This is a genomic window from Spongiivirga sp. MCCC 1A20706, from assembly GCF_046524175.1.
Classification (GTDB): domain Bacteria; phylum Bacteroidota; class Bacteroidia; order Flavobacteriales; family Flavobacteriaceae; genus Spongiivirga.
Genome location: NZ_JBEFZF010000001.1, coordinates 33,953 through 47,748, shown reverse-complemented (window position 1 = coordinate 47,748; position 13,796 = coordinate 33,953). Strand labels below are relative to the sequence as shown.

The 13,796-nt window shown below is 37.8% G+C and carries 13 protein-coding genes; all 13 read right to left on the bottom strand.

All coding sequences use genetic code 11. The annotated features are described in order from the left end of the window. Positions 1-2: 2 nt before the first annotated feature. The 13 genes from ABN763_RS00195 to ABN763_RS00135 all read right to left on the bottom strand — a co-directional run bounded on the left by ABN763_RS00195 (position 3) and on the right by ABN763_RS00135 (position 13,788). Positions 3-467, bottom strand: a complete 465-nt coding sequence (locus ABN763_RS00195; protein WP_410483387.1) for a (2Fe-2S)-binding protein — start codon at positions 465-467, stop codon at positions 3-5. Between the two features lie 28 nt (positions 468-495). Then, positions 496-948 (bottom strand): CoxG family protein, encoded by a 453-nt coding sequence (locus ABN763_RS00190; RefSeq protein WP_410483386.1) that lies wholly within the window; start codon positions 946-948, stop codon positions 496-498. 131 nt (positions 949-1,079) lie between these two features. After that, entirely contained in the window at positions 1,080-2,261 is a 1,182-nt protein-coding gene (locus ABN763_RS00185; protein ID WP_410483385.1) for a vWA domain-containing protein, read from the bottom strand. A gap of 17 nt (positions 2,262-2,278) precedes the next feature. Beyond that, a complete protein-coding gene (locus ABN763_RS00180) occupies positions 2,279-3,172 on the bottom strand; it encodes an AAA family ATPase (RefSeq protein ID WP_410483384.1) in 894 nt (297 codons plus the stop codon). A 167-nt stretch (positions 3,173-3,339) separates the two neighbouring features. Continuing rightward, the gene (locus tag ABN763_RS00175; protein WP_410483383.1) at positions 3,340-4,008 is read right to left on the bottom strand and encodes a bifunctional 4-hydroxy-2-oxoglutarate aldolase/2-dehydro-3-deoxy-phosphogluconate aldolase; all 669 of its coding nucleotides are present in this window, start codon (positions 4,006-4,008) and stop codon (positions 3,340-3,342) included. A gap of 12 nt (positions 4,009-4,020) precedes the next feature. Next, positions 4,021-5,061 (bottom strand): PfkB family carbohydrate kinase, encoded by a 1,041-nt coding sequence (locus ABN763_RS00170; protein WP_410483382.1) that lies wholly within the window; start codon positions 5,059-5,061, stop codon positions 4,021-4,023. Between the two features lie 25 nt (positions 5,062-5,086). Then, positions 5,087-5,848, bottom strand: a complete 762-nt coding sequence (locus ABN763_RS00165; protein WP_410483381.1) for an SDR family NAD(P)-dependent oxidoreductase — start codon at positions 5,846-5,848, stop codon at positions 5,087-5,089. Positions 5,849-5,919: 71 nt separating this feature from the next. Continuing rightward, complete coding sequence (locus ABN763_RS00160; protein ID WP_410483380.1) at positions 5,920-7,179, bottom strand: MFS transporter; 1,260 nt, start codon at positions 7,177-7,179, stop codon at positions 5,920-5,922. Between the two features lie 230 nt (positions 7,180-7,409). Continuing rightward, positions 7,410-8,111 (bottom strand): FadR/GntR family transcriptional regulator, encoded by a 702-nt coding sequence (locus ABN763_RS00155; RefSeq protein ID WP_410483379.1) that lies wholly within the window; start codon positions 8,109-8,111, stop codon positions 7,410-7,412. Between the two features lie 204 nt (positions 8,112-8,315). Continuing rightward, positions 8,316-9,305: a polysaccharide lyase family 7 protein gene (locus ABN763_RS00150; RefSeq protein ID WP_410483378.1), complete on the bottom strand. Its 990-nt coding sequence runs from the start codon at positions 9,303-9,305 to the stop codon at positions 8,316-8,318. A gap of 3 nt (positions 9,306-9,308) precedes the next feature. After that, positions 9,309-10,238, bottom strand: coding sequence for a polysaccharide lyase family 7 protein (locus ABN763_RS00145; RefSeq protein WP_410483377.1), 930 nt, complete (start codon positions 10,236-10,238; stop codon positions 9,309-9,311). 124 nt (positions 10,239-10,362) lie between these two features. Then, on the bottom strand, positions 10,363-12,324 hold the full coding sequence (locus ABN763_RS00140; RefSeq protein WP_410483376.1) for a PKD domain-containing protein: 1,962 nt from the start codon (positions 12,322-12,324) through the stop codon (positions 10,363-10,365). A gap of 12 nt (positions 12,325-12,336) precedes the next feature. Next, positions 12,337-13,788, bottom strand: a complete 1,452-nt coding sequence (locus ABN763_RS00135) for a RagB/SusD family nutrient uptake outer membrane protein (protein WP_410483375.1) — start codon at positions 13,786-13,788, stop codon at positions 12,337-12,339. Positions 13,789-13,796: the final 8 nt, after the last annotated feature.

Below are 13,796 nucleotides of genomic sequence, written 5' to 3'. Positions count from 1 at the left end.
GATTAATTATTTAATTCTTCAGCGGCATGCTGAATAGATTTTACAATATTGTGATATCCGGTACATCGGCAAAAATTACCTTCAAGACCATGTCTTATTTCTTCTTCAGTAGGATTTGGATTATTTTTAAGAATATCAGCGGCGGTCATTACCATGCCTGGTGTGCAAAAACCACATTGCAAACCATGATGCTCTTTAAACGCTTTTTGAATAGGATGCATTTCATTACCATTTGCCATACCTTCAATAGTTGTTAGTTCGCAACCATCGGCCTGTACTGCTAACATGGTACAAGATTTTACAGCCATCCCATCTAAAGTAATAGTGCAGGCTCCACATCCACTGGTATCACAACCAATATGAGTACCCGTTAGATCTAAAACCTCTCGTAAATATTGAGCCAGACTCATTCGCGGTTCAATATCACTTGAATATTGATTACCATTTACGGTTAACGTAATCTGCATATATAATAATTTTATAGGTTGATTTTTTCTAAGATGAGGAATCACCCTCAAGTTCTTTTCCTAGCGCTTCAAAAAATTGTCTCGACAACGTACTTACCACTCCGCTCATAATTCGTTGTCCCATTCTTGCTAACATTCCAGACATCCGAGCATCTCCAGTATAATGAACATCGGTGTTGTTATCAGCATCCGGAGTTAGTTTCATACTAATTTCGGCAACCACATTACCCATCTTGCTTTTTTGATCGACCACCAGCACACAACTTTCTCCTACTATCTGATCTTTTAAAGATAATTTACCTTCAAAATTACCACGAACAGGTCCCACTTTTACCTCAGAAACTGCATCATATTGATCAGGACCGATTACAGTTAAAGTTTTTACGCCCGGGGTTATTTTTTCAAGAATTGCAGGGTTTGTAATCATTTTCCAAACGACTTCTGGTGTAGTGTTTACCACATAATTCCCCTTTACCTGCATTGATTTTTTAAAATTGGAACGTTAAGTTAAAAAAAGGAATGCATATTTCTTAATTATCCTGACTAAAATTTGTGATTGTTTCACACATTTGTCAATTCGATTAACAAATTGACAAATATTTGTTCAGAATTTTAATAACGAGGTCTAATCTGTACTTGTCGAGAAGTTTGAATATTTATCAAAGCACGTTTTAGGCTCTCTAGGTTATGAGCAGACTCTAAAACATCTATATAAGGTAATGCCGTTTTCATACCAACAGCCTCAGGTGAGAAATCCTTGCTTCCGGCAAGGGGATTTAACCATATCACTTTTCGAGATCTCTTATGTATAGTTTTCATTGCCTGGCGCATTACCAAAGGTTCTCCAGTATCCCAGCCATCACTTAATATTAATACAGTAGTTTTTTTATCAAGCAAACTAAACTGAAAATTATTTACAAAATCATCTAAGCATGAACCTATTGTCGTGCCACCGGACCATTGTGGTATCCGATCAGATATTATCTCAAATGCCTTGTCAAATTCATAATTATTCAAAAGTGTAGTCACTTGATGCAACGCTGTGCTGAACACGAAGGTTTCCATCTTGTCGTAAGAATGTTGAAAGGCATAAATAAGATGAATAAAAAATCGACTATATAAATCCATCGATCTACTAACATCACATAATAACACCAACCTTAGTTTCCGTTCTTTTTTTTCGCTGAATACTAACCTTTGGATGTCAGCACCATGACGTAGGTTTAACCTAATAGTATTTTTTAAATCAAGTGTCTTTTTCTTTTTACTTTGTCTTCGTAACCTGCTTTTTCGATGTGCTAACCTCCTCGCCATTTTTTTTAGCATACGCATCATTAATTTCATTTCTTCAGTACTTAAATCTGCAAAGTCCTTTTTGGTTAACACTTCAAGATCACTAAAAGATGCTACTGATTTTTTCTCAGTTGAAGGTTTGAGATTAAGCCAACTTTTTAGTGCCTCAAAACGCGCTTGGTGCCGTTCAGTTTTTGTCGGTTTCGCTTTGTTCGATTCATTATCTTTTACTTTTGAATCAACTGCCTTAGAAAGTTGAGACCAAAACTCACTATAATAATCATCAAACTTTGAATATTCAAAGTGATTTTTACTTAATGATATTTTTAATGCTGCTTTTACGTAGCGTTCTTTCCCGATTGGAATTAAGGGCAGTGCTTTGAGTACATCCATCTCTTCAGAACTACCCAATGAAAACCCTTTGGACCTCAAAAAACGACAGAATAAAACGATGTTTGCTGAAAACTCAGTTTGATAGGTGATATAATTAGAGGTTGACATGATAGATAGACCCTCTGTTATGTTATTCTTGAAACTACCCCAGTTTTTTCCAATAGCTCAGAAAGTGAGTCTTGTGCACTTCGCATATCCTGCCAATCTTTTAAAATAACACCAAGTGTATCCTCCACAAGTTGTTTATCGAGATGTTTCATGTTCATATTAGCAAGTGCTCTTGCCCAGTCTATTGTTTCCGAAACACCAGGGGTCTTTTCCAATTTTAGTTGCCTTAATTCTTTCATAAAGGTGCAGATTTGAACCCCCAATTTGGCATCAACCTCAGGAACTTTGGTTTTAACAATAGAAAGTTCTTTTTCAAAATCCGGATAATCAATCCATAAATACAGACACCTTCTTCTAATTGCTTCAGAAAGCTCTCTTGTTCTGTTTCCCGTCAATATGACATAAGGTCTATGAGTAGTTTTAATAGTACCTATTTCCGGAATTGTAACCTGCCAATCGGAGAGGACTTCAAGTAAAAAACTTTCAAATTCTTCGTCGGCTCTGTCAATTTCATCAATTAATAAAACAGGACTTTTATCATTAGTTATGGCTTGCAAAATTGGCCGTTTCAATAAAAACTTATCTGAAAAAACGGCATGTTCTAGGTTGGAAACATCCATCTCTTTTTGTTCCTGCATTTTTAAATGCAGCAACTGGTGTTGGTAATTCCACTCGTACAGAGCGTGTGTGCTATCTAGTCCTTCGTAACATTGCAAACGAATAAGGTCAGTCTTTAAAGCAGCTGCCATCACTTTTGCAATTTCTGTTTTACCAACACCTGCTGGGCCCTCGATGAGTAATGGTTTTTCTAAACTCATTGACAGAAAAACAGACATAGCTATGGCACTGTCACCAATATAGTCTTCACCAGCTAGCATTTTTTGAACTTGCGTTAATGGAATGTCCTGCATCGTTTTAAATCTCCTTAAAATATAAGATAAATATTAAAAAGATAACAGCCATTTGTATCGCAATTTTCATGAAAAACAAAAATCCCGGTGTTTCCATCGGGATTTGTGTATTCGCAACTTTGAATTAATTGTAAGGCTTACATAACAACACAAATAATACCTTATACTTAATTACGTAAGTTTTGAATGAGTGTTAAAGTGTCTCTTACTAATTTTTCTAGCTTCTCGAAATCTTTATTCTCCAGCATATCTTTACTTATCAACTTAGACCCCATACCAACACAGGTGACTCCTGCATCGAACCATCCTTTCAAATTGGCTTCATCAGTGCTTACTCCTCCAGTAGGCATAATACTAGTCCATGGTTGTGGACCCTTAATGGCCTTTACAAAACCCGGGCCGTAGGTTGCGCCCGGAAACAATTTGATAATTTCGCAACCCAATTCTTCGGCTTTATTAATCTCAGTTAACGAGCCACATCCTGGTGACCAAAGTACTTTTCTTCGGTTACAAACAAGGGCGATATCTTCACGTAATGATGGAGTTACGATAAAATTTGCTCCCATTTGCATAAATAATGAGGCGGCAGATGCATCGGTAATCGAACCAACACCCATGATCATTCCTGGAAGCTCTTTAATTGCATATTGGTTTAAAGCTTCGAACACTTGATACGCGAAATCTCCTCTGGCCGTAAACTCCATTAAACGTGCGCCTCCATCATAACAAGCTTTTAATACTTTTTTACCAAGTTCGATATCAGGATGATAAAACAATGGGACCATTCCGGTTTCCCACATTACTTGTGCTACTTCTATTCTAGAATATTCTGCCATATTTTACCTGTTTTAGCGAGCTACTCTTCCTGAAGCATCACCACTCATTAATTTCTCTACTTCAGGTACGGTTACCAAATTAGCATCTCCTTTAATTGTGTGTTTTAAGCAAGAGGCTGCAACGGCAAAATTCAATGCGGTCTGATCATCACCTTTATACTTCATTAAACTATAAATAAGGCCGCCCATGAACGAATCTCCACCACCTACTCTATCAACAATATCAGTAATTTGGTATTCCGGGGATTTAAACATGGTTTTTCCATCATATAATACACCTGCCCAAGTATTATGCGATGCAGAGATTGATCCGCGGAGGGTAGTAATCACCTTTTTTGCCTTTGGGAATTTTTTCATCATTTGTGTACATACTGATAAAAAGGCTTCTGCTTTTACATGTTCTCCTTGAGTTGTAATATCTAAGCCCTCCGGTTTAATCCCAAAGTGTTTTTCAGCATCTTCTTCATTTCCTAGTACAATATCGCAATAAGAAGTTAACTCGGTCATAATTGCTTCACGATCACCCCCATATTTCCACAATTTGGCACGATAATTCAAATCGGTAGAAATAGTGATTCCCTTATCACTTGCTACTTTAACCGCTTCGAGGCAAGCGTCTGCTGCACCCTGTGAGATAGCCGGGGTAATACCTGTCCAGTGAAACCACTCGACACCTTCAAACACTTTGTCCCAATCGACCATTCCCGGTTGAATTTCTGACATCGCAGAATACGCACGATCATAAACAACTTTACTACCTCGACTTACTGCACCTGTTTCCAGAAAGTAAATACCTAATCGATCACCACCATATACAATTTTATCAACCCCCACACCCCGTTTACGCATTTCCATCATAGCACACTGGCCAATATCATTATTTGGTAGTCGAGTAACAAAATCAACCTCAACGCCATAATTGGCTAGTGAAACAGCTACATTCGATTCACCACCTCCATAAACCACATCAAAACTAGTAGTTTGAGAAAACCTTAAAAATCCAGGAGGTGCTAAGCGAAGCATGATCTCTCCAAAGGTTACTACTTTTTTCATTTTTATTATGTTTTATCTTAAGTTATTAGATTCCTAACGCTTGTCCACCACCAATTTGAATGGTTTCTGCGGTAATAAATGATGCATCTTCGCTTGCTAAAAATGAAATTACACCAGCTACATCGTCCGGTTGCCCAAGTCTTCCTAGCAAAATATTGTTTGCCCATGAAGCAAAAACTTCTGGTTTTGTTGCTTTAATTTGAGCATGAAACGGAGTGTCAATGGTACCAGGAGAAACTGCATTTACGCGAATTCCATATTCTGCTAAATCTTTTGCTAAGGCCCTTGTTATGGCATGCACCCCAGCTTTAGAGGTACCATAGATTCCAGCTCCAGGGCCGCCAGCAGTCCATCCTGCATTTGACGTATAGTTAATGATAGAAGCGTGCTCCCCGCTTTTTAAAAAAGGAATGGCCGCTCTAGAAGCGAAGAAAACCGAATCAAGATTTAAAGCCATTACATTTCTATAAAACTCTGTAGTCATATCTTCAAATCGCGATCTCCCTCCAAGTCCACCAGCATTGTTAACCAGCACGTCGATTCTGCCATATTTTTCTCCGATAGCGGTTATATTTGAAGTTACCGCTTCTTCGTTAGTAACATCGAACCCGTAATACGCTGCTGTAATTCCTTCGGCTTCGAGCTCCAATAATCTTTTAGCTCCTTCTTCATCCTGAATACCATTTATGATAACGATATATCCATCTTTACCTAATCTTTTAGCTACGGCAAAACCTATACCGCCAGTAGCTCCAGTTATTACAGCAACTTTTTCTTTTGTATTCATTACAGTATTATTTTTTAAATATTATTGTTTAGTTATTGTTTTATTCTTCTAATTAATTTTATTCTACACTTTTAAGCAATTGGTTTTATTTCTTTGATTAAGAGGTTAAGAGAAATCACACATAAGGGTGCCAAAACCGCCAATATTATAAAAGCAGGTGTATACGATTCTTTGGTAATCACCGGAATTAACCAGTTCATTATCATTACTGATACGGCCCCAATAGCCCCGCCCAAACCAGCCAAAGAGCCAACAGATTTACCACTTAATAAATCGCTTGGTATGGTTTGTAAATTGCTTATTACAAACTGAAAACCGAATAGGACGATAAAAACAAATCCTAGAAATACCTCAGCAGATTTGGCGAATAATATGGCAGATACGATACCTAAAAATATAATAGCAGCACCTATTGCAACCACTCTTTTTCTAGCCTTGTCAACCGATTTTTTAGCCATAAACACTTTTGCTGCCCAGCCACCTGCGATACTTCCTAAAGCGGCGCCAACATATGGAAACCATGCGCTGTATCCAATTTCCTTTACACTAAAGCCATACTCCGTATTTAAGTAAATTGGCATCCAGAATACGAACAACCACCAAATTGGTTCTATAAAAAAGCGTGTCGCTAGCACTCCCCATGCCTCTTTATGCTGAAGGATTTTCATTAGTCCTATCGTTTTATCCTCCGTACTCTCTACGGCATAATCCGGTTCCCTTTGCAGTATATGGTCTTTCTCCTCATCCGTTATCCAAGGATGATCTTTTGGTTGCTTTTTATTTACCAATAACCAAGGAATGATCCATATAAATCCTAAAACTCCGGCTATTACGAATGTGACTCTCCAACCATAGCCTTCGAATAAGGTAGATATTGTTGGGGCTGCTACAATCGAACCTATTGCGGCCCCGGCATTAAACAATCCTTGTGCTATCGCTCGTTCCTTAATAGGAAACCACTCAGCATTATTTTTTACTGCACCTGGCCAATTTCCCGCTTCGGCAACACCAAGTACTCCCCTAAAAATACCAAGCGAAGTAACCCCACGGGCGAAAAAATGCAAGACCGAAGCCAAAGACCAAAAGAAAATGGAAACAACAAAACCTAACTTCGTCCCTATTTTATCATATAAGGGTCCCGAAACAAACTTTCCTATAGCGTAAAAAACTGTAAATATGTTGATAATCCAGGCGTAATCTTCCTCAGTCATGCCCAAATCACTTTCTATTGCCGGCCACATTATACTCAAGGCTGAGCGATCAATATAATTGATGATAGTAGCTAGACATACCAGGCTAATAATATACCATCTTAATCCTTTAATTTTCATATTTTTTTAGTTAGAGAAGGGCAATACAACAGCATTCCGAAGGCCGTTTTCATTTATGATCTGGCTTCAAAAAAATGATCAATTTCAAGAATGTTTATTATGAAATTAAACAGTAGATCTTTGGTGAAGATATACCGATTCTGATCGATTCGTTGTGTCTATATTAGTTCCCTCCTATATGTTTACAAAGAATAAAAGCGTGCAATTTTACTCTTCTATATTATTTAGTTTTAAATGTTATAACAATATTGATACAGTACCTTAAAGTGTACCTTCATTTTAGCTTTAGCTAATTTCGGATCCTGATTTTTAATTGCTTCATAGATATCTTCATGTTCTTGAATACCCATTAATGACTGGTTTTTATCACAGACATGATACTTCTCAAAATTGGTAATTATACCCGGTGTTATAACAAGCATAAAGGTATTCATTGTACTATTTTTTGCGGCTTTAGCAATGGCAAGATGAAATAACAAATCTTCTTCTATAGCATCTTCACCAGCGCGTACCTTGGTATTATAGGCATCAAGTGCGGTTCTCATTTCTTCCAGATCACGGTCAGTGCGCCTTAAGGCTGCCAATCTGGCAATTTTCAATTCTAACAATATACGGGTCTCTACTAGTGACTTAAAATCAGGATCATCTAATCTTAAGATATCATCAAGCATACCGTTAATAGCAGTAACTCCAATATTTTCAATAAAAGTTCCGCTTTGTGGCATTGACCTAAGAATGCCATAAAACTCTAGTTTTTGTATAGCTTCGCGTAGGTTACTCCGGCTTACACCAAATTTTTCGGCCAACATACGCTCAGAAGGTAATTTATCACCAGGTTCAAGATTCTTATAATTAATCAAATCTTTTATTTTAGTGATAATCTCCTTTTGGATATTTCCGTTTTCCGTTTTTGTAAGTACCTCTACTTTCATGCGTAACTAAAAATTGGTTAACCAGATTGGTTGCCTAAAATTAACAAAATAACTTGTTCTAAAAAAGCATCTTAGTATTAATCCAAATAAATTCAAACTTTCTTAACACAATGCTCAAAACCAAAATACCGACCCGGTTAAAAGCCGGCATTTTTCACTATTTAAAATTCAAACTAACTCAAATAAGTTCTCTATCTATCTATTTTAATGACTTACTTCTAAGTCGTAATATTTTACCCGGGCGAATGATCCTTGATCCGTTGTTTGTAAATAATTACCCGCTTTAAAATAGTTTTCGAACACACCCCACTTTTCCATATGGATCCCATCATATACCTTACGCTCGTTTTCATTAAGAATCACTTCTAATCTTCCGTCACTTGCAATTATCTCCAACGTAAATTTTTCATTGTCAACATGTTGATCAAAAAAGAAGCCTTCATCATCTGTCCATGAGCTAGTTCTTAATATTTCGGTATCGTTTACATTCACATCTTTCAGCACCTTCGTTTTAACACGGACTCGACCTTTGTCCCACAATATTTTTAATACCGGAGGGGCATTGTTATCATCTTCTCCTATTAAATCACGTTGTGCATTCGTTAAACGACCGTGAATTTGCATGATCATGGTTCTATGAAATTTGTCGTTTGCATCTTTGGATATTTCGTCTAACTGCAATGTCCCTTTCATACGGCCACCCTCGGGAAATGTCCAGTTTGTATTATTACTACCAGGTACCATTTGCTCCCTCAATTCGGTTCTAGAATATGATGAATTACGCGTAGAAGCTCCAGGATAGGTATAAAACACTAAGGCACCGTTAATAGAATCATTATACATAAATGGCTTCAAAGTTTCATTTGTCGCATAGTCTAAAATTTCAGGTGGTTCTACCTCTGTTGGATTGCCAATTGGTAAGGTTACTTTCCAATTACTCAAGTCAATCTCAGGTAATTTGAAACTCTCAGAACCAGAGTTTTCGCCTCCCGCCGAGTTATCATCGCCGCCCGAAGTATCAGGATTATCTGTATTTTCACCTTCGTTATGGTCATCTCCAACTGTATCCGGTTCTTGGGAAACAGGTTCCGGCACACTATCCCGATCACTCTTATCACAGGCAAAAGCCGTCAAAATCATAATCAGCATTAATATCCTTGTCACTAAACCACTTTGACTTGTTATCTTTTTCATTTTCTAGTGTGTAACTTTTAAATCATAAAACTTCACCTTGGCATATGAGCCTTCATCTCTTGATTGAAAATAGTTACCTGCTTTAAAATAGTTTTCAAAAACTCCCCATTTCTTGATACTAAAACTATCGTAAACAAAGAATTCGTTTTTATTTAAAGAAACTACCATTTTCCCGTTAGATACGTTTACCTCAATATTAAACTTTCTGAATCCAACCTCTTGTTCGAAGGTTCTACCCTTATCATCACCCCATGCCTCTTCATGTAAAATTGCATCTCCGGTTACTGCTTTATTTTTAAGCACTTTGGTTTTGACACGAATTTTACCATTCTGCCAATATATCTTAAGAATCGGCGGTGCATTATTATCCTTTTGACCAATTAAATCCCGTTGTTTGTTTGTTAAACGACCATGAATTTGTAGAATAATAACCTTATGATATTTTCCATTATCATCTTTAGATACCGCTTCCATTGCAATTTTAGCACTTAGTTTGCCACCTTGTTTAAAGGTCCAATTGGTATTGTTATCTCCTGGCACCATTTGCTCTCTAAGCTCAGAACGCGTATACTTCGTGTTAGCAGTTTTTGATGCCGTAGGCATTGCATGAAAGACGATTGCACCCTTTGTGGAATCTATATACATATATGGTCTAGCCTTTTCATTTTTTGCAAAATCCACTATTTCCGGTGGACTAATTTCATACGGTTTACCATTTTCTTTAGTTACCGGTAAGGTGACCTTCCAATGACTCAAATCAATGTTAGGAAGCTTTACTTTTTTCTTTTTCTTTCGTTTTTGTCTTGTTTTTTTATCTTGTTTTTCAACTTTAACCTCTGATTGGGCAGCATCTTTCTTACTTTGAGATGTAGCACCAACAGACAGAAACAGAAGTACAACAAGTAGTACTATTTCCCTTCGAAAAACCTTCATTTTACACATTCGTTATTAAACAAGTTTTAGCCAAATTCTTATGTTATTCAACTTTTTGATTATGCCACCTGGTACTTTTCAGATAGCCAGGTGGCTTCTAATCATAAAGATTTGCTAGGTTATTCTAATTATCTGTTATTACAACATTATCTAAAAACACTTCATTACTACTATCAACTGCATTTAATGCTCTTACATAAATAACAATCTCATTTGAAGATGCTGTGAATGTAAATGTACTAGTGGTGAACATTGATTTATCAGTATTAAAGTCATTCGTAATATTGAAATACGCATCAATTGCTGGGTCGGTGGTTGAAGCATCGATTCCTAGCTCGTCCGTAATTTCTGTATTTAAGATGAATACTTCGGTGTTAACACCCATTGCTTCAGAACGTGTATCGATGGAGAAGTTATAGGTAGCTCCCTGTTCAACCGCTACTAGTTGATATAAACGACGGCTGCTGTTGTTGAACTTAGCGCCTCTTGTTCCATTATTACCATCAGACGTACTTGATGGTTGCTCATTGGTACCATAAGTAGCATCGATATAATCATTTAATTCAGTATTTCTCCAAAGTGGTCTATAAGGACTATCTACTGTCGCACCTGTATTGTCTACCACAGTACTATTTGGTGTCATATCCCAAGCATCGGCATTATCGCCAGTATTGACCGTAAACTCATCAAAAGTACCATTAAGCACCTGTACTACAAAACCTTGTGCAACTGTAATCTGCTCAGTAGCTACATCGGTATTACCTGTAATACTAGTTGCCGTTAAGGTTACAGTATATGTACCATCTTCGTCATACGTATGCGTAGGATTCATTCCGGTAAATTGGAATCCGTCACCAAATTCCCATAATAATGAAACGGCATCTTCAGAAGCATCCATAAACATATACGTTCTATAATCATCAGGATCTACTGCGAAAGTAAAGGCTGCAGTGACCGGCGCTTGAATGTCAATTGTTTTACTCAAATCAGTAGATAATCTATTATCATTGGTCGCTGTTAATGTCACCGTATACTCGGCAGCTTCGGCATATACATGGGTTGGCGATTCATCAGTTGACGTATTACCGTCACCAAAATCCCACATAAACGATGTAGCGCCTACTGAGGTATTCGTAAAAGTATATTCTAAGAAATTCACTTCACTCTGGGCAATATCAAATCCCGCTGATGGAGGTACTGCACCTTCCGCACCAATATCAATGGTAAAATCATCAAGTCGTGCTTCAACACCACCATTGGTAAAGAAGATCGCTACCATATTATTGTCGCCTGAATTGAAGGACAACTTTTGTTGAACATATACATCTGGTTCTGAATCGTCAGTAACAGTAATCGATGCCAGTGTTCCAGCCGCTACTTCTTCTAGCGTGGTAAACGTCCCACCATTATCATTTACGCCCAATACCGAAACGGTAAGTGAAGGGTCTCCAGAATTACTTAGCATTGTATACCAGAAACTTAAGTCATAATTGGTATCAGCCTCCACAGCAATTTCCTGGTAACCCACACGATCCCCAGCAGGAACCGGGAGTTTAGCTCCTTGGTCACCAAATGTAACCGGACTACCAGTAATTTGAATAACACCTCCTAAGGCACTATTTCTCCATGAATCGCGACCATCACCACCACCTTCCGGTAGTGTGTTATCCTCAAAACCTGGCTCTAAAATTATTGGCTGAAATGGTCCTTCTGCAACAACAACATCAAGGGTAACAGATCCTGAAATACCATTACCATCTGTTGCTGTAAGCGTTACTGGATAGGTTCCTTCTCCAGCTTCGAAAGTGAATGTAGGGTCTTCTTCGACCGAGGTCTTACCTCCACCAAAATCCCAGGAAAAGGTAGCCGCCTCAGTCGATAGATTGGTAAATTGTATTTCTCTAAAATCTTCAAGAGAAGAAGCAAATGAGAAGTTTGCCTCAGGAAAGACCGTATCTGCCTGGGAGCTTGACCCTGGTAACTCGTCTCTAAAAAGCTCATCGCCCACACAGCTTACAACAATACTTGCCGTAACTATCATCAGCAGTAGCTTTATATAACCAACTGTTTTTAATTTATGTATCATAGTCTTTTAATATTAATATCCTGGATTTTGTGTTAAGCGCCCACCACTAATGTTAATTTCACGTGCAGGAATTGGTAGTAACAATGCTCTAGCAGTAAACACATACCCCATTTCATTTGAATGGTCGCTTAAAACCTGCTCAGCCACTCCGAACCGCAACAAATCAAACCAACGCTGATTTTCGAATGCCAACTCCACACGTCTTTCTAGAAGTAATTCGCTTTTTGAAATACTTGAAATGCTATTAGGTGCGGTAGCTGGGAACGCGCGATCTCTAATTTGTTGAAAAGCGTTTAAACTAACAGGATCCGTCGTTGATGTACCTTCCGCGATAGTCGCTTCGGCATGCATTAATAATACATCCGCATATCTTATTGCTATATAATCATTACCTGCATTACGCGCATTATCACCATACGTTGGAGGGAATACTGAAATATCAGATCCTTCCGGTAAAAACTTAATGACTTCTACTGAATTTCCCAGAGTAATAAATGACAAGTCAGTGCGAACACCCCCAGCAGCGGCAAAATCGTTTACTAAGTTTTGGTTTACGATATTTTGTCCATCTTCACGACCTTGGCGAAAAGCCGCTGTAAACTCCGATGAAAAACTTTGGCTTTCTAACGGATTACCAGGTGCATATTGAATGGCAAAGATGATCTCGTTATTCAATTCATCATAAAAAACATCTTCGTAATTTTCCTCTAACGAGTAATCACCACTATTCATTATAGCTTCACATAATTGTCTTGCGCCTGCATAATTACGTGTAGGCTGCGTCATGTAAACCTTGGCCAAAACTGCCTGTGCAGCAGCTCGCGATGCACGTGCTTTGAACGAATTGTCTAAAACTGTGATTGCTTCTTGCAAATCTTCTACAATTTGTGCGTACACATCTGCTTCTGATCTTCTTGTAAATAACACCTCGTCATCAGTAGGACCTACTACTTCAGTAACCAATGGTACATCGCTGTACAATCGCACTAACTTAAAGTATGCGTAAGCACGTAAGAACTTTGCCTCAGCTTCATAGCTAGCCTGATTTTCGGGATTCGCAACATCTATAAAGTCAATTATGTTATTGGCTCTAAAAATAACTTCGTACATAGAAGCGTAATAATCCTCTGACTCTACATTATTTGCATTAACGATGTATCTGTGAAAATCGGATTTCGAACCTTCTAGGGTGTTATTTCTAGTATTATCAGTTCTGTGCTCCGTTAGCAGGTGCTCAAACTGTACTCCACGGTTAACATTACCGATATTTGATTGAGTGTTTTCATTAACACCTTGTAGTGCATCGTAAATTCCAATAATACCGGCTAATACATCTTCATCGGTTTGGAAAAAAGAATCAACCGCCACTACCGTATCTGGTAATGGATTCAAAAACTCTTCAGTATCACAGGAAACGAAAACGGATACTATTGCAATAAAAATTATATATTTTATACGTTTCATTGTTTGTT

What these genes read in the sequence shown, in the direction of transcription:
- ABN763_RS00195 (WP_410483387.1), bottom strand. Translation starts at nt 467, where the DNA reads ATGCAGATTACGTTAACCGTAAATGGTAATCAATATTCAAGTGATATT.
- ABN763_RS00190 (WP_410483386.1), bottom strand. Translation starts at nt 948, where the DNA reads ATGCAGGTAAAGGGGAATTATGTGGTAAACACTACACCAGAAGTCGTT.
- ABN763_RS00185 (WP_410483385.1), bottom strand. Translation starts at nt 2,261, where the DNA reads ATGTCAACCTCTAATTATATCACCTATCAAACTGAGTTTTCAGCAAAC.
- ABN763_RS00180 (WP_410483384.1), bottom strand. Translation starts at nt 3,172, where the DNA reads ATGCAGGACATTCCATTAACGCAAGTTCAAAAAATGCTAGCTGGTGAA.
- ABN763_RS00175 (WP_410483383.1), bottom strand. Translation starts at nt 4,008, where the DNA reads ATGGCAGAATATTCTAGAATAGAAGTAGCACAAGTAATGTGGGAAACC.
- ABN763_RS00170 (WP_410483382.1), bottom strand. Translation starts at nt 5,061, where the DNA reads ATGAAAAAAGTAGTAACCTTTGGAGAGATCATGCTTCGCTTAGCACCT.
- ABN763_RS00165 (WP_410483381.1), bottom strand. Translation starts at nt 5,848, where the DNA reads ATGAATACAAAAGAAAAAGTTGCTGTAATAACTGGAGCTACTGGCGGT.
- ABN763_RS00160 (WP_410483380.1), bottom strand. Translation starts at nt 7,179, where the DNA reads ATGAAAATTAAAGGATTAAGATGGTATATTATTAGCCTGGTATGTCTA.
- ABN763_RS00155 (WP_410483379.1), bottom strand. Translation starts at nt 8,111, where the DNA reads ATGAAAGTAGAGGTACTTACAAAAACGGAAAACGGAAATATCCAAAAG.
- ABN763_RS00150 (WP_410483378.1), bottom strand. Translation starts at nt 9,305, where the DNA reads ATGAAAAAGATAACAAGTCAAAGTGGTTTAGTGACAAGGATATTAATG.
- ABN763_RS00145 (WP_410483377.1), bottom strand. Translation starts at nt 10,238, where the DNA reads ATGAAGGTTTTTCGAAGGGAAATAGTACTACTTGTTGTACTTCTGTTT.
- ABN763_RS00140 (WP_410483376.1), bottom strand. Translation starts at nt 12,324, where the DNA reads ATGATACATAAATTAAAAACAGTTGGTTATATAAAGCTACTGCTGATG.
- ABN763_RS00135 (WP_410483375.1), bottom strand. Translation starts at nt 13,788, where the DNA reads ATGAAACGTATAAAATATATAATTTTTATTGCAATAGTATCCGTTTTC.